Source organism: Sphingomonas sp. S-NIH.Pt3_0716 (assembly GCF_003950715.1).
Classification (GTDB): Bacteria; Pseudomonadota; Alphaproteobacteria; order Sphingomonadales; family Sphingomonadaceae; genus Sphingobium; species Sphingobium yanoikuyae_A.
The window spans coordinates 118,186-139,359 of the sequence record NZ_QLJK01000005.1 but is presented as its reverse complement, the minus strand read 5'-3'; the positions used below and the strand labels follow the sequence as shown (position 1 = coordinate 139,359).

Here is a 21,174-nt window from a genome sequence, read left to right as displayed (position 1 = left end):
GCCAACAAATCGCCTCATTCACTTTCCCCTAGACGGGTCATGCAATGTCGCAAGGCCTGCTGGAGATGTCGGACGACCATGCTGCGGGAAATCCCTATCCGATGCGCAATGTCGTCCAGAGTAAGTTCGTCAAATTTGCGCAGGATGAAGATTTCTCTGGTTCGCGCGGGGAGTTCGTCGATCGCGGCCATCGTCACGGCCAGACGCTGGCGATCGGACAGTTCGGTATCGGCTCCAACCATGTCGGCCGGGATTTCCTCGGGGAGTGTATCGGCGGCGTGGAACAGGGCAGCATATCTGCCGTCCGCCCTGATGCGATCCTTCGCAAGATTGGCTGCCAGCCTGAACAGATAGGCCCGCTTGTTCAGGATTGGCGGATCATCCTCGATACGCTGCACCTTGAACCAGAGGCTTTGCGTGACGTCTTCCGCTGCCGGCCGATCGCGCAATATGCTTTCGACAAGTCGCAGGAGCGACGTGCGCTCTTGCAGGAGCAGGCGCGTAAGGGCGGCGGCGTTGTTGAGCATCGCTATCTGCCGACGCATTACGTGCATTGATAATCGTTCGCAACAACTCATGTGCCGCTTGTTCATGACTGCTAACGGGGCGGTGTGTTCAGCACCTGAGCGTCAGGGACAGCCGCATACCGGCCATCGAGGCATGACCAAATTCCACATTCCACGAATTTCTTGCTATCCTATTCGATAGCCCATAGTTCCCAGCTCGTCCCCTAACGGGGGGCAAGATCGCGTTGGTGCTTCGAAAGAGGCTTAAAAGGGAACGCGGTGGAGGGGCACTGCCCCTGAAGCCGAGGCTGTCCCTGCAACTGTAAGCGGATAGCGCGATGCATATCGCGGCAGGCCAAGGATGCCTGTCGCAGCCACTGGGCCGGACGCTAACTCCTGCGAGGCCTGGGAAGGCCGTGCATCGTGCGATGACCCGTGAGCCAGGAGACCTACCAGCGTCCGGTCGCTCTTGCCTTGGTCCAGGGGATGGCCGCGGCACGGTGTACTCCGTCTGAGCGACGAACTTGCGGCCAGGCCGCAACGGTGGGTTCCGCCGGTCGCTCGTTTGCGCCCGGTCTCCACCGCTGCGCCCGTGCGAGGGGACGTCCTCCTGCGCGGGAACCTGTCCGTTCGACTGGAAAACGCAACGGGGGTTACACATGAATACACGATCGCTTCTTTCCGGCCTGATCCGTTCCGGCGCATCATGTTGCGCACTGGCGGCAAGTGTCACCGCAACGCATGCTCAGGAGACCGCCGGCGCCGCGCCCGATGGCACGGAGAACATCGTCGTCACGGCGCGCAAGGCCGGCGTCCTGCAGCTTGGCCAGCAGGCCGATGCCTCCAGCCGCCTTGGCCTGACGCCTATGCAGACGCCCGCAAGCGTCGATGTCATCACCAAGGAGATGATCCGCAGCCTTGGCGATCGCACCGTCGTGGCCGCCGCTGCGCGCGCGCCGGGCCTGATCAACAATTCCTCGGCATTCGGCTATTCGCTGAGTTCACGCGGGTTCACCGGCTACACTTCGGTGATGCAGCTCTATGACGGCATGCGGGTCTATACGACGACCACGCAGACCTTCCCCGCCGATCCCTGGATGGCCGAGCGCATCGAGGTGCTGCGCGGCGCTGCGTCCGTGCTCTATGGCGAAGGCGGCATCGGCGGCGCCATCAACGTTGTGCGCAAAAAGCCCAACACCGAAGAGTTCGAAGGCGAACTACGCCTCAGCGGCGGCTCTTTCGATACATATGCAGCGGCCGGCGGGATCGGCGGGCCGATCGGGGACAAGCTGTCCTACCGCGTAGATCTCAGCTACAACCGGTCGGACGGCTGGATGGAGCGCGGACGCTCCCGTAGTCTCGCCCTGTCGGCCGCGCTGCGCTACCAGGCCAGTGACGATCTGGTGCTGACCCTGACGCATGATCGCGCCGATCTAGATCCGACGATCTGGTACGGCACGCCGCTGCGTGATGGCAAGCTGGTGCGCGAAATCCGCAAGAAGAACTACAATATCGCCGACCGCTCGCTGCGCTTCGACGATGCCTGGACCCAGGCCAAGGCGGAATGGACGCCTTCAGACGGGGTGACGATCACCAACGTCGCCTATTACCTCACCGGCTTCAAGCACTGGCGCAATGCAGAAGGCTATGCCTGGTCCGGCGATCAGATCCGCCGGTCGAGCTATCTGGAAATCTTCTACAAGACCAAGCAGTGGGGCGACCGCTTCAACGCGGTTTTCGACCACACATTGCTGGGCATGGACCACCGCCTGAGCCTGGGCGGAGAGTATAACAGCGGATCGCTGCTGCGCACCGACAGTTCGCCCAATTCCCGATCCGACCTGGTGGATCCCTACGACTACGCGCCCGGCACGTTTCTGGATGGCGCCTTCGGCACCCGGTACAAGTATAAGACAGATGTGCAGCAATGGGCGCTGTTCGGCGAAAGCCGCCTCTCGCTGTCGGATCGACTGTCGCTGGTGACGGGCCTGCGCTACGATCGCCCGAAGACCGAGCGCCACGATGCGCTCGATCCGACCGCCGACTACACCGCGCGCTATCCCAGTACCAGTTGGCGTGCGGGGCTGGTCTACAATCCCACGGACACGATCTCGCTTTACGCGCAATATTCCGCGGCCGCCGATCCGGTGACGGCGTTCCTCACCGCGACGCTGGCACAAACCAGCTTCGATGTATCCACCGGGCGGCAATGGGAAGCGGGTGCCAAGGCAACCTTCCTCGACGGGCGCGGCGAATTCACGCTGTCGGGCTATCGCATCGTCAAGAAGAAGATCCTGACCCGCTCCGCCAATGATCCCACGGTGTCTGTGCAGGTCGGCCAGCAATCGTCGTACGGCGTCGAGGCATCGTTCGGACTGGCCGTGACCAAGTCCTTCAGCATCCTGGCCAACGGCACGATCCTGAACGCGCGGTATGACGACTTCGACGAACTTGTCGGCACGGCGCTTGTCAGCCGCAACGGCAACATGCCGATCGGCGTAGCGGAAAAGGCAGCCAATCTGTGGCTTTCTTGGCGGCCGGTGCAACCGCTGCACCTCGACACGGGCCTGCGCCATGTCGGCAAGCGCTATTCGGATGCCGCCAATGTCCGTCGCATTCCGGCCTATACGCTCGTCGATGCTTCGGCCCGCTACGACCTGGGAAAGAAGACGGGCGTGACGCTCAACCTGCGCAATGTCTTCGACCGAATCTACGTCCAGAACAGCTATTCCACCTCACAGTGGGTGCTGGGTGAGCCGCGCAGCGTCGCGGTGACGTTCGAGCAGCGGTTCTGATCGTGCCGGCGAGGCAGGAGCCGGGCTGGCGCACCATCGCGCCGCGCGTGCTGGCATCGACGGTCGGCGCCTATGGTCTGTGCTATGCGTGGATCTGCGCGGCGGTACGCCTGCTGCCGATGGATGCGGTTGACGCCAACATCCTTGCGACCTGCCTCGCCTTCATACTGTTCGTTGCGGTGATCCTTCGCGCCTTCGCGGTGCGCAGCGTCACGCGGATATGGAGCGAACTGCTGGTGGGCACGGCCCTCCCCTTCGCTCTGATGCTGGGGGTCGCCAGATGAAGGATAGCCTGCGCCAGTCCATGGGCTGGTTCCATACATGGTGTGGGCTGCTGTTCGGCTGGGTTCTGTTCGGTGTCCTGCTGACCGGATCGCTGGCGGTATTCTATACGGAGATCAACCTCTGGACGACGCCCGAACTGGGCTCTCCGGTGGCCATCGACCGGGGACGAGCCGTAGCGATGGGACGGGATTATCTCACTCGCATCGCTCCGGATGCCCGGCAATGGCGTATCGTCATCCCCACTGCACGCGAACCAGTGCTGCGGCTGGTGTGGATAGACAAAGCGGGGAAGGCCACCACCCATCGCCTGAACCCGCAGACCGGCGCCCGCATCCCGCGCGACATGGACGCCGGGTTCTTCTTCATGCGCTATCACTACACGCTGGGGATCGATCGCAAGTCCAGTCCCATCGGCTTCCTGATCGTGGGCGCGGCGGGCCTTGCGATGCTGGCCGCATCGATCAGCGGCGTCATCATTCACAAGCGCATATTCCGCGATTTCTTCACCTTCCGCCCCTGGGCCTCGCGCCAGCGGGCGTGGATGGATGCGCACAACCTTCTCTCGGTGCTGCCGCTACCGTTCCATATGATGATGGCCTATACCGGCCTAGTCCTGATCTATTACGCCTATATCCCCGCGGGCGTCGCGACGCTGAGCGGCGGCGACGTCAAAGCCTATCAGGCCGCGGCTGCGCAATCGCGCTACATCGACGTGGATACACCCGCCGGATCGCCGCGGGCCACGGTTGCGCTGATGCCGCTGGTGGCGCGCGCCGAGCGCGCATGGGGTGGCGGAGCGGCCGTCAACATCTATGTGAGCCATCCCGATCGTGCCAATGCCGCAGTGGAGATCTGGCGACAGCGCGACGATCGCATCGCCAATTTCCCCGATCGCGTCGACTTTGCAGGCACCGACGGCAGCTTGCTGCGCGTTCTGGTGAAGCGCTCCCCGGCCCGCGAGACCCAGGCCTTCCTTGCCGGACTGCACTTCATCGAATGGGGCGGAATCGCTGCCCGCTGGCTCTATTTCCTGACCGGGCTCGCCAGCACCGCGATGGTCGGGGCTGGCCTTGTCCTCTTTACCGAAAAGCGGGCGCGCCGGGGCGGATCGGCATTTCACGCCATGGCAGGCCGGATCACCATCGCCGCTGTGGCTGGAAACATCATCGCCTGTGCGGCGTACCTGCACGGTGAGCAGTTGCTGCCTTCCGGCATCGAAGACCGGCGCAGTATGGCCGCATCTATCTACTTCCTGGCCTGGCTGCTGAGCCTCATCCATGCCGGTGCGCGGCCTTGGTCCAGCGCGTGGCCAGAGCAGTTGCGTGCGGCGGCGTTGCTCTGCCTGACTATTCCCGTGAGCACGGCTCTGGCGGGAATGCCGCTGACGTCAACGCTGGCTCATGGCGATGGGATACGCTCAGGCGCAGACCTGACGGCGCTGGCGATGGGCATCATCTTGTGGATCGCAGCAGGCAGCATCGCTCGCAGGTCGTCCGGCGGCGCTGCGCAGTGATCATGAGCATGGCCCTATCCCTGATCCTTGCGGTGGCCGGCTTCGACGCCATCCGGCGCGGCACATCCCGAAGGCACATGGTCTATCGAGCCGCCTGGCGCGCGGGCGGAGCCGCATCGCTGGTTCTGGCGATCCTTCCCGTCGCGCAACTGGCCACGACCAACCTGATCGCTTCGCTGCTCTGGTTCTTCTGTATCCTGCCGTTGGCCGGGCTCATTGTCGTTTTTGGAAAACCCATTCGCCAGTCATCTGGGCGTCCCGATATTGACTGAACGCGATTGCCCTCTCGATGTCATGACCTGCATATCGATCCTGAAGCAAAGGCTGACTATCACTGCCTCGGTCGTGACGCACAATTGGTTCAACCGTCTCTAGATGATACGGGTCGGTCCGGCGCATAAATTGATTGTCCATCGGATGCGGCAAACCGTTTCCTGCGCCATTGCAGGCGTCGAGATTATTGCTGGCCCACTCACCACACTCGCCGTGGCGAGCGACACGGAGATCGACCGCACGGAAACCTTGCCTTGTTCGAGGCCCTTTGAATTCAGCACTTCTAACTCCCTCCATTCGACATTCGGGATGGAGGCAAACCTGCTATTGAGAATACCTTGCAATTCATACGTTCGCATGCGGTCAAACGAGAGGTCGAATTTCAGAAAAATAATTTCAGGCGAAAATCACGATCAGACTACGGGACAATTGCACGGATCGCAGGCCGAGAGATTTCTGAAGCCGGGATATGGCTGCAACCGGATCGTCGATGCGAAATACGCCACAGACGTGCAGGGATGATGCGTCGCCCACTATAGTCATGTAGCCGGGATGATAGCGGCCGATCTCGGCCACGACCTGACATAGCGGCGCATCCTTGAATACGAGCACGCCGTCCGTCCAGGCGGTGGCCGCTTCCGTATTGATGGAACGAGGAGCATCGATACGGCCATCGGCGCCATAGCGGATGGACTGGCCTTCCCGCAGAATGAGGCTGGCCCCCTTGCCCTCTCCGCTGACGAGCATCACGCTGTGCTCTGTCACGGTAACCTCAGTGTCGGCGCCCGTCCGGCGGACCGAGAATTGCGTGCCCAGCGCCATCGTTTCACCGATTGCTGCCTGGACGGTGAAGGGGCGGGAACGATCGGGCGCAACCGTGAACAGCGCCTCGCCTTTCAACAACCGGATTCGGCGATCCGTCGAGCGGATCTCGATCGTGACCGCACTAGGGCGGATCGACATTCGGGATTCCCAAAGCGGATGATCGCTGATTCATAGGACGCCGTGTTGATGCGCGGAGTGGATGATGGCGGCGAAGCGGTACGAGTTGAACGAGGTGCAATGGGAGAGGATTGCGCCGTTGCTACTGGGCAAAGCGACCGATCCGGGGCGGTCGGGAACGGATAACCGCCTGTTCGTGAACGGATGTTTGTGGGTGCTGCGGTCAGGAGCGCATTGGTGCGATCTGCCGGAGCGCTATGGCAAGCGGAAGACGGTGCATCGCCGCTTCAGCCGTTGGTGCCATGCGGGTGCCTGGTAACGGGTGTTCGACGCACTGACGGCCGACCGGGACAACCAGTATTTGATGATCGACAGCGCCATCGTTCGCACGCACCAGCAGGCGGCGACCGGAAAAGGGGGGCGTGCGATCAGGCGCTGGGGCGTTCCCGAGGCGAACTGACCACCAAGATACACATGCTTGCGGACGCGCTCGGCCGGCCGCTGCGCTTCATCATCACGCCCGGCCAGACTGGCGACGTTACTCAGGCGCCGGCCCTGCTGCACGGACAGGAAGCCGTCGTCGTGCTCGCCGACAAAGCTTATGACAGTAATGCTTTACGGACAATCATCGCGAAAATGGGCGCCGAAGCGCTCATACCTTCAAACCGCTGCCGTAAGGTCGCCATCCCGCATGACGCGCTGATCTACAAACACCGCAATCGTATCGAACGATGTCTCGGCAGGCTCAAACACTTCCGCCGCTTCGCAACACGCTACGATCGCCGCACCATCCACTTCGCCAGCTTCACAAACCTCGCCGCCGCCATGATCTGGTTACGCTGAATGTCGATCCGCGCTAGCCGAAAAACAAACTGCGGTCCGGGACCGGATTGCACATCGGTCGAAAAACTGATGGTCCATGACCATCCAAAATCGCCCATCAGGAATCAATTATACTGTTGTCAAATTTCAACTATCCTAAACTTTCAGCGTCCACGGGGTCACCAGAAAATCTCTCGACATCCCTATTTATAACGCCGCTCATCGGGTGCTTCCCCTATGGCGTGCCATCTTGATCCTAGATAGGCTTAATCCCGGACAATCGGGGGGATCGGATCATGGGCGCCTTGCGCGATTACGCTGTTCGCTTTGCCACCATTCTGCCATTGACGCTGCTGCTCCCCTACCCCGCGCTGGCCCAGGGCGATCGCGCTACATCACCGCCGGAATTTGCCCGCCGCGCCGACAATCTGAAGCCCGGCCAATGGGTCTGGGCGCCGCAGGTATCGCCGACCGGGCCGCTGCTCGTCTATGTCGATCTCTCGCGCCAGATCGCGACCGTCTATCGCAACGGCGTGCGCATCGCCGTGTCCACCATCTCCTCGGGCAAGGAAGGCCATGCAACGCCCACCGGCGTCTTCACCATCCTGCAGAAGGACAAGGACCATCGGTCCAGCACCTATAATAACGCGCCCATGCCCTATCAGCAGCGCCTGACCTGGGACGGCGTCGCGCTCCATGCCGGCGGCCTGCCGGGCTATCCCGAAAGCCATGGCTGCATCCACCTGCCCTATAAATTCTCGCAGGAACTCTTCGCCATCACCAGCCTGGGCGCGACCGTGGTGGTCCAGGGCAATGCCGCCACCCATATGCGCACCAGCCAGGCAAGCCTCTTGTCGCCGATCAACGACAAGGGCGAGCAGGTCGAATATCGCCCGCTCAAGGATGAGGAATATCGCTGGCAGCCTGAACTGGCGACCAGCGGCCCCCTGACCATCATCGTCTCGAAGAAGGAGCAGCGGATCGTCGTGCTGCGCAACGGCACCGAAATCGGCCGCAGCGTCGCCGAGATCAAGGATGGCGATCCCGGCTCCCATGTCATCACCCTTACCACGGGCAAGGATGGAAAGACCCACTGGCTCTATGTCGGCCTGCCGGGCCATGAAAATGATGTCGAGAATGTCGTGGACGAAGCGGTGCTGAACCGGGTGCGCCTGCCGCGCGGCTTCTACGACAAGATCCGCAGCCAGTTGAAGCCGGGCACCACCATCCTCGTCACCGATTCCAGCGTAGGCGCCTCCACCGGCGAGAAGCTCACGATCATGGACGCGGTCGCGCCCCAGCCCTGACCGTTCGATCACCAAGCATCGCCACGGCGGAGCCCTCTATGCTTGCGGGCACCCACCCCCATGCGCACAAGCTGTCGGAAAGAGCAGCATGCCACAGGAAAGGATGAGGATAATGCCCCGCTTCACAGCCGAAACCGCCATTGCCGCGCTGGAAATCGAGCAACTGGTGATCGACTGGGGCTATGATCTGGACCTCAACGGCGGCATGAATGTCGCGCCGCTCTGCACCGACGATTGCCATTATCTGGTCGGCGGCACGCTGCATCAGGGCCATGGCCCCATCACCGCCTTCTACACCGCCCGCAACGAACGGGTCGCCACCCAGCAAAAGGATGGCGTCCGCACTCAGCGGCACACCATCACCAATATGCGCATTCAATTCCCGGCCGCCGACCATGGCAGCGCGCAGTTCATGCTGGTCAATTATTCGGGTGAGGGCAAGGCGCCGATCCTGAACCTGGTCGGCCCGACCATCGTCGCCGATTGCCGCATGGAATTCCGCCGGGATGCGGACGGCGAATGGCGCATCTCGCTGTTCGACAGCACGCCGATGTTCATCGGCAATGATCCGTTCCTCAACGCCGCCGTCGTCCGGAAATAGGGAAGTTCGCCTCCCGGCAAGGCTGACATGAAAATGTCGAACCCGGCGCACAATGTTACAGACATCGCCGCAATCTGAAATCGCCGGGCAAAATCACACGCAGACACTCCGCCTGACCAGCGTCAGACCCGGAGTGCAGCGTGATACAACAGCCGATCAATTTCCCGGCCCGGATCGACCAGACAGACAGGAAGACGCAGTCGATCTGTTTCTTCTTCAACGCGCAGATCCATCATCTTCTGCACGCCATGCCGCTGGCACTGGAATTGTCGCATGATCCGCGCTTTCGCGTCGATATCATCGCCGCCGGCGCCGATCATATTGCGCTGGCCCGCGACCTGGCCGCTCGTCATGGCGGCGGCCGGCTGAACTTCATCCATCTCGACAATATCTGGCTGCGCACCCTGTCCCATCTGTCGGGCCATGCCAGCCCGCCCAAGCTCGCCACCCTGCTCGCTGCGCGCCATCGCCTCGCCCGCTATGACGCGATCGTCGTGCCCGAACGCACCTCTCTGCTGCTGCGCCGGCTCGGGCTGGCGGACAGCCGCTTCATCCATACCTGTCATGGCGCGGGCGACCGCGCGGTCGGCTATGATCCGCGCATCGCCCTGTTCGACTTCGTCCTGCTGGCGGGCGAGAAGCAGCGCCGACGGATGCTGGCGCAGGGCCTGATCCGCGAGGATCATTACGCCATTGCCGGCTATGGCAAGTTCGACCTGACCCAGGGCCAGCGCCCGGCCAGCCCCTTCACCGACAATCGCCCGATCATCCTCTACAACCCGCATTTCTCGCCGCGCCTCTCCTCCTGGCAGGCGATGGGCATGGATGTACTGCGCCAGTTCGCGGCCGATGACCGGTTCAACCTGATCGTCGCGCCCCATGTCCGCCTGTTCGACAATCGCCGCAAGCGCGCCGCGGCCGAGCGCATGCTGGCCGAATTTGCCGGCCTGCCGCATATCCATGTCGATCTGGGCAGCCGGGCAAGCGTCGACATGAGCTATGTCCAGCTCGCCGCCGCCTATATCGGCGACGTGTCGAGCCAGATCTATGAATTCATCGCCACGCCGCGCCCCTGCCTGTTCCTCAACGGCCATGCCGCACAGTGGCGCGACGATCCCAACTATGCCCATTGGCATTATGGCCCGGTCCATGAATCCGCCGATCGCATCCCGGACAAGGTCGCCGCCGCCATGGCCGCCCATGGCATGTATGACGCCGCCCAGCGACGCGGCCTGTCCGACACCTTCGCCAGCGGCGGCGCGCCTGCCTCGGCGCGCGCGGCCAGGGCGGTCGCGGATTATCTGACACGCGGCGCGCCAGCAGCGCGGCCCGTTCCGACACCCTATAAGCTGCGGGAGGCACTGCGCCATGGCTGATGCCGATCGCCGCCTCTGGCTGGTCGCCCGCGTCCATGCGCCCGATGAAGGCGGGGTCCAGACCTATGTGACCGAAACCGCCCGCGCCTATGCTGCGCTGGGCTGGCGCGTCACCCTGTTCGCCAAATCCTCGGCCGGTCCGCGCCGGGTCAGCAGCGACGGCGTCGAACTGATCGATGTCGGCCCGACTTCGCGCATGCGTGTCTATGGCCGGCTGTTCCGCGCCATGGCCGGCGCCTGGCTGCGCGGCGAGCGCCCACAGGCGATCCATGCCTGCACCTGGCGCGCAGCCCTGCCTGCCCTCCTCTTTCCCCGCCCCCTCATCGTGACGATCCATGGCCGGGAAGTCGGTCGCCCGGCCGGCGGTGCCTTCGCCCTGCTGCGGCTGGTGCTGCGCCGCGCCCGGCGCATCGTCGCGGTCAGCGCCGTCACCCGCGACCTGCTGGTGCAGCGCCTGCCCGATCTCGCCGCGCGCACCATCGTCGCCTGGAACGGGGTGCGCATGCCGGCCGATCGTCCCGCCACCGCGTTCCAGAATGGCGATGCAACGGCCCAGATACTGACCGTCTGTCGCCTGGTCGCTCGCAAGAATATTCCGGCCGCGATCGACGCTGCAGCCGCCTGCCTGCGCGAGGAAGCCTCACTCCACTACACCATCGTCGGCCGCGGGGTGGACGGCATCCGCATCCAGCAGACCGTGCGCCGCCACCAGCTGGAGGATCATGTCCGGCTGGCCGGTTATGTCTCCGACGCGGAACTGGCCGCGCAATATCGCGATGCCGACATCTTCCTCCACCCCCAGATCGCGCTGGAGGATGGCGCCGAGGTGGAGGGCTTCGGCCTCAGCGTCGCCGATGCCATGGCACAGGGGCTGGCCTGCATCGTCGGCGCGGATGGCGGCCCGGCCGAACTGGTCCGCGACGGCGTCACCGGCCTGGTCGTCGATGGCAATTCCCCCAACGCATTGCGCGCCGCGCTCGCGCTGCTGGCGCGCGATCCCGCGCTCTGCCGCCGGCTGGGCGATCAGGCCCGGATCTGGGCCGCGAACAACCTGTCGTGGGAACGGCATTGTCGCCTCGTGCTGCACGAACTGCCGAGCCGCCGCCCCGCCCCGTCTCGCAGCACGCCCGCACTGACCGAAGGAGGATAGGATGCGCAACTACAGGGGCCCCATCATCCATATCGGCTATCACAAGACCGGAACCACCTGGTTCCAGGATATTTTCTACCCCGCCGTCCGCAATCGTCGCTACCTGCCCCGCGCCGTTGCGCGGGCCGCCTTCCTGGAGGCCGGCGCGCTGCATTTCGAGCCTGACGAGGCCCGCCACAGACTGGGCCAGGACCGCGACGACATCATCCTGTGCGAGGAAAATCTGAGCGGCGGGCTGCATAATGGCGGGCTGGCCGGCAATCTTTCCAAGGATGTCGCCGGCCGCATCCACGATACGCTGCCCGGCGCGCAGATCGTCATCTTCGTGCGCGATCCCTGCTCGGCCATCGCGTCCGCCTATCTCCAATATGTGAAGGGCGGCGGCACCTTCGGCATTCACCGCTACCTGTTCGGCCGCGACCGGCTCGGCCCGGTGGCGCCCGAGCGGGACGAGGCGCCGGGCTTCCGCCGCGAGCATTTCGACTATGCCCGGCTGATCGCTCATTATGATCGGCTGTTCGGCGCGGACAATGTCCATGTCTTCCGCTATGAGGATTTTCGCGCCGATCCGCGCGGTTTCGCCGCCGCCTATGCCGCCCGTTTCGGGCTGGACGTCGCGCTCGACCGGCTGGACTGGGGCACACGCAACCCTTCCCCCGGCCGGCTGCTGCTCTGGGCCTTTCGCGCGGCCAATCTCTTCACCCGGCGCGCCGTCGCGGACAAGGACTGCCTGCTCCATCTGCCCGGCTGGTATGGGCTCAGCCGCAAGCTGCTCCGTCGCGCCAATGCCTCGGGCCGCTTCGGCCGCCCGCTGCGCATGCGCGACATATTGGACGAGGGCGCGATCGCCCATTTCAACGACTATTATCGGCATGGCGAGGCCGCCATTGCCGACCGACTGGAACAACAGACATGCCGCGACGCGAAATCACGCGACGGGATGGCCGCAACGGCGCCGTCCTATGCTCGATCATGCAGAACAGCCACATCCTCCTTGCCGACGATGACGCAGCACTGCTGACGTCGCTGTCGGACTATTTCGGCCGCTATGGCTTCGACGTCGACACCGCCGCCAATCTCGCCGACATGCGCCGCCTTTCGGAAGAGGGTCATTATGACCTGTTGATCGCCGAACCGATGATGCCGGGCCAGCACACCGCCGGCCTGCTGCGCGAATTCGCGTTCGAGCGGCGCATTCCGGTCATCATCCACAGCCGCGCCAGCAGCGACATCGATCGCATCCTGGGCCTGGAAATGGGCGCGGAAGATTATCTGACAAAGCCCTGCAACGCCCGCGAACTGCTCGCCCGCGCCAATGCGGCCCTGCGCGCCCGTCGCCGCCAGGCCGGTGCCGGCACCATGACTACGGCACCGCGCGACAATAGCTGGGTCGCCTTCCAGGGCTGGCGCTTCGACCTTACCACCCGCCAGTTGTTCGATCCGAGCGGCGGCACCATCTCGCTGTCCGAGGGCGAATATCAGTTGCTGCGCGTCTTCGTGGCCAATGCGCGCCAGGTGCTCAACCGCCACCAGTTGCTCGATCAGGTCTATGGCGCGTCGAGCGACCATTATGACCGCGCCATCGATGTCCAGCTGTGCCGTCTGCGTCGAAAATTGTCGGCTGGCGGCCTCAAGGGACAGACGATCCGCACCGTGCGCAACGAAGGCTATATCTTCGTCCACCCCGTCACGGCTGGCAACGCCGCCAACTGATCACAATAAAAATCAAATCCATTACCCCGCATATGAAAATATGCGGGGATTTTTTCGTCATAAATCAAATATAATTACGACATTTCATAAATCATGAAATTCCGTGAAACATACGCAACATTTCACAACATAATAAAAACTATCATCATATCTGTTTTTTATTGGCAACAGATTTGTTAAACCTTTGTGAAACACGGCAAATCGCGTTGACGCACTTCGTCGTACGCATACAAATCTCTCCATCGGCTCGCGTCATCCCAAGGACAAACCAACAGGGCGCGGACCGGGATAAAATATCCCAAGGGAGATTATTTTCATGCCGTCTCACATCATGCGGCGCCTTTCGGCGTCGACCATCCTGCTCGGCCTGGCGACCCCGGCCTTCGCGCAGACCAGCGCGGCGGATGATGGCGCGACCAGCGACACCATCGTCGTCACCGGTTCGCGCATCGCCCGCCCCGACCTGCAGCAGGCATCGCCGATCGCGATCGTCAGCGCGCAGGAATTGAAGCTCAGCGGCAAGGTCAACGTCGAATCGATCATCAATGATCTGCCCCAGCTGATCCCCAGCACGACGGCGGCATCCAATAATCCGGGCGGCGGCGTGTCGACGGCCGACCTGCGCGGCCTGGGTGCCAACCGCACCCTGGTGCTGGTCGATGGCCGTCGCTACGTCTCCTATGACTCCAACCAGATCGTCGATCTCAACACCGTTCCGGCGGGCCTGATCGACCATGTCGAAGTCGTGTCGGGCGGCCGTTCCGCCGTCTATGGTTCGGACGCGATCGCCGGCGTCATCAACTTCGTGACCAAACGCGACTTTTCCGGCGTGGAAGCAAACGCCAATTATCGCATCAACCAGGCAGGCGACGGTGGCACTTTCAACACCAACCTGCTGATGGGCGGCAATTTCGCCGACGGTCGCGGCAACGCCACCTTCTATATCGATTACACAAAGCGCGACGCCGTCCAGCAGTCGGCCCGCAGCTATACCAAGCAGGCCTATACCGATGACGGCGATGGCGGCCTGGCCGCCGGCGGCTCGGGCTCGATCCCCGGCACCCGCTTCGCCCTGTCCGGCACCCAGTATAAGTTCAATCAGGACGGCAGCTATTCGGCCTATGACGCGACGACCGACGCCTACAACTATGCGCCGGACAATTATCTGCAGGTGCCCCAGAAGCGCATCCTGCTGAGCGCCCAGACCCATTATGACGTCAACGATCACCTGACCGTCTATGCCGAGGGTCAGTTCATCAACAACCGGGTGAAGAACCGCCTCGCGTCCACGCCGTTCACCGGCTCGGTCTCGCTCGACGTCGACTCCTCCTTCCTTTCGCCGGAATCCCAGGCGCTGCTGTCCGCAGCCGACACCGATGGCGATGGCTATGCCACCGCCGCCATCTATCGCCGCCTCAACGAGGTCGGCGCCCGCATCTCCAATGTCGACAACACCGCCTATCGCACCCTGATCGGTGCCAAGGGCCAGATTGCCGGCGACTGGAACTATGACGGCTATTACAGCTATTCGCGCACCAAGCAGGTCGAGACCCAGACCGGCAACGTATCGCGCAGCCGCGTGGAGCAGGCGCTCAAGACCACCTATGACAGCGACGGCAATCTCGTCTGTTCGGACACCAGCAATGGCTGCGTCCCGCTGAACATCTTCGGCGAAGGCAATATCAGCAGCGAAGCCGCCGCCTTCATCTCGATCCCGGTCAAGAATGTCAGCACCGTGACCGAACAGGTCGCCAGCTTCGCCGTCACCAACGGCAATCTGTTCGACCTGGGTGCCGGCCCGGCCGGTATCGCCTTCGGTGCGGAATATCGCTCCGAACATGGCAGCTATGATCCGGACTATGCCCTGTCCTCGGGCGACGTCGTCGGCTTCAACGCCGGCGAAGGCCTGTCGGGCGGCTATAATGTGAAGGAGCTGTTCGCCGAAATCGACGTGCCGCTGCTCGCCGACCTGCCGCTGGTCCACAAGCTCGACTTCAACGGTGCCTATCGCTTCTCGCATTACTCGACCGCAGCCAAGAATGTCGGCACCTTCTCGGCCGGCCTCATCTATGCGCCAATCAAGGACGTCACCTTCCGCGGCCAGTATAGCCGGGCGGTGCGTGCGCCGACCGTCGCGGATCTCTATTCGGGCCAGTCGCAGGACTTCCCGACCGCGAACGATCCCTGCTCGACCGAGGACGCGACCACCAATGCCAGCCTGGCGGCCAGTTGCGTCGCAACCGGCGTTCCGTCGAGCGCGCTCGGCACCGACATCAACGGTGGCAGCTCGCAGATCGACTCGATCACCGGCGGCAACCCGAACCTGCGTGAGGAAAAGTCGGACACCTGGACCGCGGGCGTCGTGCTCCAGCCCAGCTTTCTGCCGCGCTTCAGCCTGACGGTCGATTATTACCATATCAAGATCGACAATTACATCTCGACGCCGGGCACCGCGAACATCATCAAGGCCTGCTATGGCGATCAGTCCAATGGCTGGACGCCCTATGACAGCAGCTATTGCTCGCTGCTGCCGCGCAACGAGAACAGCTATGCGATCGAGGGCGCGGAAAATCTCCTGTCCAACACCGGTGGTCTCAAGACCGAGGGCGTGGACTTCGAGATGAACTACAGCTTGCCGCTCAACTTCGGCGTGTTCGGCGCCAAGACCGGCAAGCTCAGCTTCCGCGTCGCGGGCACCCGTCTGATCCGTTACGACCTGAACCCGGTCGCGGCGATCCCGGAACTGAACCAGAGCTGTGCCGGTCGCTTCGGCGTCTATTGCGGCGATCCCTATTCCAAGCTGCGGCTCAACAACCGCATCACCTGGAGCAGCGGTCCGATCACCCTGGGCCTGACCCATCGCTATCTGTCGAGCGTCCGCGACGACGACGATACCACCACCTATACCGTCGAGAAGATCAAGGCCTACAACCTGTTCGACCTCGGCCTCCAGGTGCAGGCGACGGAAACCTTCGGCTGGTCGCTGGGCATGAACAACATGTTCAACAAGAAGCCGCCGATCATGGGCGACAACCAGCAGCAGTCGAACACCTATCCGTCGACCTACGACGTCTATGGCCGCGCCTTCTTCGTGAACGCCTCGGTCAAGTTCTGATCATACCGCTGGACGGGCACTCCTCGCCCGTCCGGCACCTGCCCCACAAAAAAGCGGCCGCCCTTTCGGACGGCCGCTTTTTCCCTGATCGATCGGCGTCTCAGCGTGGCGGATTGACCACCACATATTGCACCGACGATCCGACATATTGCGGCTGATACCAGTTATTGCCGCACTGCGAATAGCTGATGCCATTGACCACCACGGTCGAACAATCTGGCGGCACGCTGCGCACGATCGACCCGATCGCCGCCGCCGTCAGCGTCACCGCGGCCGCGGTCGCTACCGGATGCCAGTGATCGTCCCAATCATCATCCCACCGGTCATGGCGATGATGATCATAATGGTCGTAGCGGCCCGGACCGCCCCCATGATGCCCACCGCCATGATTTACATTCACATGGACATTATTGACCGTGTTGTGATGCCGGTTGTGATTGACATTGTTGACAGATCCGCCGCGCACGCCCGGCCGCCCGCCCGGATGGGACTTGCCCGGCCGCGCCGCATGGCCGCCACCTGATGGTCGTGCCGGTCGCGCACGCCCGCCACCGCCGCGATTGCCACGCTTCCGGGGCGGTGCCGCCTCCGCCGTCGAAGCGGTCATGCCCAGCACCAGCACCGCCGATGACAGCATGACCCGACCGATGACGACCGGTTCAGCCATCAGGGCAAGCGATGCGATGATGGCCAGGCCGCGTTTTGCCTCCATGCTCATTTCGCCTCTCCCTTGCTCAGGTCGACCATGCGGATCGGATTGGCGCCGGCCGGCGCGGTGAAGGCGAGGTCAGCTGCCGACGGTCGCGCGCTGCCGTCCCAGCGCATCAGCGCGCTATATTGCGGCATCGACGGATCATTCGTGTCGGTGATCACCATCTTGCAAGGCAACTGGCTGCTATCCTCGATCCATATCTGCCAGTCGACCTTTTCCTGGCGGAAGGCATAATGGGTACAGGTACGGCCGTCGATCGTCTCTGGGCGGATGACATAGCCCGACTTTATGCGGCTGCGCAGCGTCTGGTCCGTGCCCCAGGTGAACAGGTCGGCCAGCGGCAGTTCGACACCATATGTGGTGCGCAGGCTGTCGAGCGACTGGCCGATCGAACCGGTCACCGGCACGCTGGCATAATAGTTCAGGCGCGGCGCCAACACCGTGAACTTGCCGCCGCCGAAATAATATTCCCGGTTCAGGATGTCGGATGTGGCGACGATCTTGAACGCGTCGGGCTTATGGACCTGAATGTCCAGCGCACCGGTGAACTGCAGCTTCTGCCCGGTATCCAGCACCACTTCGGTCGTGACATCGGCCTTCAGCGCGAAGCCGGGCAGCGAGATCAGCTTGGCGCTCATCTTGTCCATCGCGTCCATTGCCGCCGGCTCGACCACGCCCGCCGCCGGCGCAGCAGTCTGCGCGTGGGCGGTCGATGCGGCCAGCAGCGCCAGCGGCACACAGAGACATTTTATCCTAGACCTCATCACAAGCTCCTTCTGCCCGGATCGGACGCGCGGCGAGATGCGCGATGCGGCCATTGGACGCCATCTCCCTTGCTGCGGCCGACTATCGCCGTTCCCACGACGCGGCCCATCGGGATAATTGCCGATTTGGCCGCATTTCTTTCCGAGCAGGGCCTGAGCCTGACGGAGCATCAGGCGGAAAGTGCAGTCCTTCTTCCCGCCTGATGCATGACCACACCCGGGGGGATGGGTGGCAGTCATTTCATAGGCCGGTAGTCCCGGCCGATCCCTGCTGCCGGGTGGTCATTTCCGCACCATCCCGGCCTTGTCCTGTCGCTATCAAGCTAGAACGCCGCCGGGGCCGGCCAAGTCGGGATTTGCCCTGATCGGCCTTTTGCGCCGACGCCCGTCATCCCGCGCGACCCTAACATGCTGCTATCCAACGCTCCGCGCCCCTTTGCGACCGCGCACCGGGGACAGATCCTCACTGTGCCGTCCCAGGGTTTATCATGATCGCCAATCCCCGACGGCATGCCTAGGATCACCGCAAGATTTCTCGCTGACGGAGCGGCGATCATGACGGAAGACATTCCCAAACTCCCGACCGACATGGGTGCAAAACGCACCGTCATGGCCGCCGATCGCACCTTGATGGCCTGGATCCGCACCTCGCTCTCGATGCTCAGCTTCGGCTTCACCATCTACAAATTTCTCGACGCCGCGACGGAGAAGACGGGCCACGGCGATTCCCAGAGCCCGCAGCATATCGGCCTGTTCCTCGCCGGCATGGGCACGCTGGCCATCCTGCTTGGCACATGGGGCTACTGGATGACGCTGTCCGACCTCAAGCAGACCAACCAGTTTCATCTGGGCCGCCCGGTGCTGGTCATGGCGCTGATCATGTGCGTGGCCGGCATTGCTCTGTTCGCGGCCATTGCGACGCGCGCCGTATAGGCGCATCAACAGGATCGACAGACAAGGAGTATCGGTTGACCGTGCCATCCCCCCTCGCCCCTGCGGCCACTGCGCCGGACAACATGATCCATATTCCCGGCGGCCGCTTCATCATGGGGTCGGACCATCATTATCCCGAGGAAGCGCCGGCCCATCCGGTCGAGGTCGACGCCTTCTGGATCGATGCCACCCCCGTCACCAATCGCGACTTTCGCCGCTTCGTCGAGGCGACCGGCCACCGCACCACGGCGGAGATCGCCCCCAATCCGGACGATTATCCCGGCGCCCAGCCGGACATGCTGCGCCCCGCCTCGCTGGTCTTCACGCCAACCGAACGCCCGGTGCCGCTGCATGACTGGAGCCAGTGGTGGCGCTATGTCTTCGACGCCGACTGGCGCCATCCGCTCGGGCCAGCCTCCTCGATCGATGACCTCGACGACCATCCGGTGGTCCATGTCACCTATGACGACGCCGCTGCCTATGCCGCCTGGGCGGGCAAGGCGCTGCCCACGGAAGCGGAATGGGAATTTGCCGCGCGCGGCGGCGTCGATGGCCAGGAATTTGCCTGGGGCGACGAACTGTTGCCCGACGGCAAGGCGATGGCGAATTTCTGGCAGGGCAATTTCCCGTCCGAAAATCTGCTGATCGACGGCTATGAACGCACCTCGCCGGTCGGCAGCTTCCCCGCCAATGGCTATGGCCTGTCCGACATGATCGGCAATGTCTGGGAATGGACCGAGGATTTCTACGCCGCCCGGCACCAGGCCGATCCCTCGCGCCCCTGCTGCGCCCCGCGCAACCCGCTCAACCAGGCGCGCGAAGCCAGCTATGACCCGCAGCAGCCGCACATCCTCATCCCGCGCCGTGTCCTTAAAGGGGGCTCGCACCTCTGTGCGCCCAGCTATTGCCGGCGCTATCGCCCCGCTGCGCGCCATGCCCAGGCGATCGACTCCTCGACCAGCCATATCGGCTTTCGCTGCGTGATCCGCGCGGCCTGACAGACAGAAAGGGGCGTCATGCCGATCCGCACGACGCCCCTTTCCTGTCAGAACCCGACCTGCATGAAGACCGCCGGGCCGCTGAACCGATATTTCATCCGCCCGGCCCAATTGTCCTTGTCGACATCGACCCGATAATTGACGTAGCGCCACATCGCACCGATCCCGACATTCCTGGCAAAGCGCCAGGTCACCGCCGCTTCGGCATTGAGCAGCCGCCCCTTATAATCGTCGACCTTGAGCGACAGATAATCCGCCCGCGCGCCCAGGGTCAGGTCATTGGCGATCCGCTGCGTCGCGAACAGCCCCACCGTCGGCAGCGGGGCCAGCGCCTTGCGGCGACGCTGCGTCCCACTCACCTGCGTCTCGCCCAATCGGGCATCCCCCTTGAGCGTCAGGGTGAAATCGGTCGCATGCAGCCCCAGCGCCGCGCCGACGCGGGTATCGGGCGTGCTCACGAACGCATAGCCGAAGGTCAGTCGGTAGACGTCGCTATCGAAGCCGCTTTCCACCCGGACACCGGCCGGATAGGTGACATCGTCAAAGACAATATCGCGCGCTACCGTCTTGGAGCCGTTGCGGCTCAGCGAATAATATTCGCCCATCATCGACCAGTTGCCGCCCAATCTTATCCCCGCCGCGACCTGCGGCAGCACCTTGCGCTTGTCGAGATCGAGGTCGGATTCCAGGTCGATATTCGTGCCACCATCCGGGTTGGAGGCTGGCGCGACCCGAACATGGGAACTGACCGATGGCCAATAGGCCCCCACTTCGACCCAATATTTGTCGTCGAGCGCCTGCGCATGCGCAGGCGCTGTAACCGTGCCCATCATCACGACACAAATGCCGCCAAGCCTGATGCTGTGACGCGCCATTTCGTCCTCCCTGTGGCCAGCGGCCGCTCATTTGATATGGTGACCATGCCGCCTGCGCCCTTGTGCGCCCTCGCGTAGAGCTTGGGCATCGGGGTCATTGCCTAGGAGCGCGGAGAATATTGCCGGGGGTAAACCCGATGTCGCCATCACAATTGGCCTGTAAAGCGGCCGGAAAATATCGTGCAGGCCGATCCCCCCTCTCCGGGTAAATACCCGGTCGTCAAATCGGGCCTCTCAACCATCCATCCGACATGCGCGACTCAGGAGGGTCGAGCAGGCCGATGACCACATCCGCGCGTTACAGTAGGTATATTTCCTTAGACCTAAAATTATACATAAAACCCACATTTCTTCAAAGTATACAATGTCATACTTTGGTCCATTAACGCTGTTAAACGCCCATTTCACATAGGTTTCGTGGCAACAACCCGCCAAACATCCATCAATGCAGAAAGCGTCGAAAGGCCAGGAAAAACTCTGCTTTTTACACAGGC

At 62.9% G+C, this 21,174-nt stretch carries 18 protein-coding genes, 1 pseudogene and 1 riboswitch; of the genes and pseudogenes, 14 read left to right on the top strand and 5 right to left on the bottom strand.

Going from position 1 to position 21,174, the window contains the following annotated elements:
- Window positions 1-14: 14 nt before the first annotated feature.
- On the bottom strand, window positions 15-527 hold the full coding sequence (locus BRX37_RS05540) for an RNA polymerase sigma factor (protein WP_125985848.1): 513 nt from the start codon (window positions 525-527) through the stop codon (window positions 15-17).
- 208 nt (window positions 528-735) lie between these two features.
- A riboswitch (cobalamin riboswitch) is annotated at window positions 736-977 on the top strand.
- Between the two features lie 188 nt (window positions 978-1,165).
- Between BRX37_RS05540 and BRX37_RS05535 the strand changes: the two genes are divergently transcribed.
- From BRX37_RS05535 to BRX37_RS05520, 4 genes are read left to right on the top strand one after another with little or no spacing between them, the layout of a single operon-like run.
- Window positions 1,166-3,301: a TonB-dependent receptor gene (locus BRX37_RS05535; RefSeq protein WP_125985847.1), complete on the top strand. Its 2,136-nt coding sequence runs from the start codon at window positions 1,166-1,168 to the stop codon at window positions 3,299-3,301.
- Window positions 3,302-3,303: 2 nt separating this feature from the next.
- Entirely contained in the window at window positions 3,304-3,585 is a 282-nt protein-coding gene (locus BRX37_RS05530; RefSeq protein WP_125985846.1) for an iron transporter, read from the top strand.
- A complete protein-coding gene (locus BRX37_RS05525; RefSeq protein WP_125985845.1) occupies window positions 3,582-5,099 on the top strand; it encodes a PepSY-associated TM helix domain-containing protein in 1,518 nt (505 codons plus the stop codon). Before BRX37_RS05530 ends, BRX37_RS05525 begins: the two co-directional genes overlap by 4 nt.
- A gap of 8 nt (window positions 5,100-5,107) precedes the next feature.
- Window positions 5,108-5,371, top strand: coding sequence for a hypothetical protein (locus BRX37_RS05520; protein ID WP_125985844.1), 264 nt, complete (start codon window positions 5,108-5,110; stop codon window positions 5,369-5,371).
- 397 nt (window positions 5,372-5,768) lie between these two features.
- Here the strand turns inward: BRX37_RS05520 and BRX37_RS05515 are convergent, their stop codons facing one another.
- Window positions 5,769-6,335, bottom strand: coding sequence for a FecR family protein (locus BRX37_RS05515; RefSeq protein ID WP_125985843.1), 567 nt, complete (start codon window positions 6,333-6,335; stop codon window positions 5,769-5,771).
- Between the two features lie 64 nt (window positions 6,336-6,399).
- Between BRX37_RS05515 and BRX37_RS05510 the strand changes: the two are divergent.
- From BRX37_RS05510 to BRX37_RS05475, 8 genes and pseudogenes are all read left to right on the top strand, one after another.
- Window positions 6,400-7,157: pseudogene (locus BRX37_RS05510) on the top strand (IS5 family transposase).
- 275 nt (window positions 7,158-7,432) lie between these two features.
- A complete protein-coding gene (locus tag BRX37_RS05505) occupies window positions 7,433-8,443 on the top strand; it encodes a L,D-transpeptidase (protein ID WP_125985842.1) in 1,011 nt (336 codons plus the stop codon).
- A 112-nt stretch (window positions 8,444-8,555) separates the two neighbouring features.
- On the top strand, window positions 8,556-9,044 hold the full coding sequence (locus BRX37_RS05500) for a nuclear transport factor 2 family protein (protein ID WP_017502601.1): 489 nt from the start codon (window positions 8,556-8,558) through the stop codon (window positions 9,042-9,044).
- Window positions 9,045-9,184: 140 nt separating this feature from the next.
- Window positions 9,185-10,420, top strand: a complete 1,236-nt coding sequence (locus BRX37_RS05495) for a glycosyl transferase (protein ID WP_125985841.1) — start codon at window positions 9,185-9,187, stop codon at window positions 10,418-10,420.
- Window positions 10,413-11,570 carry a glycosyltransferase family 4 protein gene (locus BRX37_RS05490; protein WP_125985840.1) on the top strand — a complete coding sequence of 386 codons (1,158 nt, stop codon included), beginning with the start codon at window positions 10,413-10,415 and terminating at the stop codon, window positions 11,568-11,570. The genes BRX37_RS05495 and BRX37_RS05490 overlap by 8 nt, the downstream gene beginning before the upstream one ends.
- A 1-nt stretch (window position 11,571) precedes the next feature.
- Window positions 11,572-12,591, top strand: coding sequence for a sulfotransferase (locus BRX37_RS05485; protein ID WP_125985839.1), 1,020 nt, complete (start codon window positions 11,572-11,574; stop codon window positions 12,589-12,591).
- A complete protein-coding gene (locus tag BRX37_RS05480) occupies window positions 12,543-13,283 on the top strand; it encodes a winged helix-turn-helix domain-containing protein (RefSeq protein WP_125985838.1) in 741 nt (246 codons plus the stop codon). Before BRX37_RS05485 ends, BRX37_RS05480 begins: the two co-directional genes overlap by 49 nt.
- 316 nt (window positions 13,284-13,599) lie before the next feature.
- Complete coding sequence (locus BRX37_RS05475; protein ID WP_125985837.1) at window positions 13,600-16,398, top strand: TonB-dependent receptor; 2,799 nt, start codon at window positions 13,600-13,602, stop codon at window positions 16,396-16,398.
- A gap of 100 nt (window positions 16,399-16,498) precedes the next feature.
- Here the strand turns inward: BRX37_RS05475 and BRX37_RS05470 are convergent, their stop codons facing one another.
- The gene (locus tag BRX37_RS05470; RefSeq protein ID WP_125985836.1) at window positions 16,499-17,116 is read right to left on the bottom strand and encodes a hypothetical protein; all 618 of its coding nucleotides are present in this window, start codon (window positions 17,114-17,116) and stop codon (window positions 16,499-16,501) included.
- Window positions 17,113-17,874: a DUF2092 domain-containing protein gene (locus BRX37_RS05465; RefSeq protein WP_206434123.1), complete on the bottom strand. Its 762-nt coding sequence runs from the start codon at window positions 17,872-17,874 to the stop codon at window positions 17,113-17,115. The genes BRX37_RS05470 and BRX37_RS05465 overlap by 4 nt, the downstream gene beginning before the upstream one ends.
- 555 nt (window positions 17,875-18,429) lie before the next feature.
- Here BRX37_RS05465 and BRX37_RS05460 point away from each other — a divergent pair.
- Window positions 18,430-18,807, top strand: a complete 378-nt coding sequence (locus BRX37_RS05460; protein ID WP_097383474.1) for a YidH family protein — start codon at window positions 18,430-18,432, stop codon at window positions 18,805-18,807.
- Between the two features lie 83 nt (window positions 18,808-18,890).
- Window positions 18,891-19,805, top strand: a complete 915-nt coding sequence (locus tag BRX37_RS05455; protein ID WP_069336002.1) for a formylglycine-generating enzyme family protein — start codon at window positions 18,891-18,893, stop codon at window positions 19,803-19,805.
- Between the two features lie 47 nt (window positions 19,806-19,852).
- On the opposite strand, the gene BRX37_RS05450 is transcribed toward BRX37_RS05455, so the two are convergent.
- Window positions 19,853-20,680, bottom strand: coding sequence for an outer membrane beta-barrel protein (locus tag BRX37_RS05450; RefSeq protein WP_125985835.1), 828 nt, complete (start codon window positions 20,678-20,680; stop codon window positions 19,853-19,855).
- Between the last annotated feature and the right edge of the window lie 494 nt (window positions 20,681-21,174).

Coding starts and splice junctions, on each gene's coding strand:
- BRX37_RS05485 (WP_125985839.1), top strand. CDS start 11,572: ATGCGCAACTACAGGGGCCCCATCATCCATATCGGCTATCACAAGACC.
- BRX37_RS05455 (WP_069336002.1), top strand. CDS start 18,891: ATGATCCATATTCCCGGCGGCCGCTTCATCATGGGGTCGGACCATCAT.
- BRX37_RS05465 (WP_206434123.1), bottom strand. CDS start 17,874: ATGAGGTCTAGGATAAAATGTCTCTGTGTGCCGCTGGCGCTGCTGGCC.
- BRX37_RS05450 (WP_125985835.1), bottom strand. CDS start 20,680: ATGGCGCGTCACAGCATCAGGCTTGGCGGCATTTGTGTCGTGATGATG.
- BRX37_RS05535 (WP_125985847.1), top strand. CDS start 1,166: ATGAATACACGATCGCTTCTTTCCGGCCTGATCCGTTCCGGCGCATCA.
- BRX37_RS05505 (WP_125985842.1), top strand. CDS start 7,433: ATGGGCGCCTTGCGCGATTACGCTGTTCGCTTTGCCACCATTCTGCCA.
- BRX37_RS05480 (WP_125985838.1), top strand. CDS start 12,543: ATGCAGAACAGCCACATCCTCCTTGCCGACGATGACGCAGCACTGCTG.
- BRX37_RS05490 (WP_125985840.1), top strand. CDS start 10,413: ATGGCTGATGCCGATCGCCGCCTCTGGCTGGTCGCCCGCGTCCATGCG.
- BRX37_RS05500 (WP_017502601.1), top strand. CDS start 8,556: ATGCCCCGCTTCACAGCCGAAACCGCCATTGCCGCGCTGGAAATCGAG.
- BRX37_RS05460 (WP_097383474.1), top strand. CDS start 18,430: ATGACGGAAGACATTCCCAAACTCCCGACCGACATGGGTGCAAAACGC.
- BRX37_RS05515 (WP_125985843.1), bottom strand. CDS start 6,335: ATGTCGATCCGCCCTAGTGCGGTCACGATCGAGATCCGCTCGACGGAT.
- BRX37_RS05470 (WP_125985836.1), bottom strand. CDS start 17,116: ATGAGCATGGAGGCAAAACGCGGCCTGGCCATCATCGCATCGCTTGCC.
- BRX37_RS05540 (WP_125985848.1), bottom strand. CDS start 527: ATGCTCAACAACGCCGCCGCCCTTACGCGCCTGCTCCTGCAAGAGCGC.
- BRX37_RS05475 (WP_125985837.1), top strand. CDS start 13,600: ATGCCGTCTCACATCATGCGGCGCCTTTCGGCGTCGACCATCCTGCTC.
- BRX37_RS05520 (WP_125985844.1), top strand. CDS start 5,108: ATGGCCCTATCCCTGATCCTTGCGGTGGCCGGCTTCGACGCCATCCGG.
- BRX37_RS05525 (WP_125985845.1), top strand. CDS start 3,582: ATGAAGGATAGCCTGCGCCAGTCCATGGGCTGGTTCCATACATGGTGT.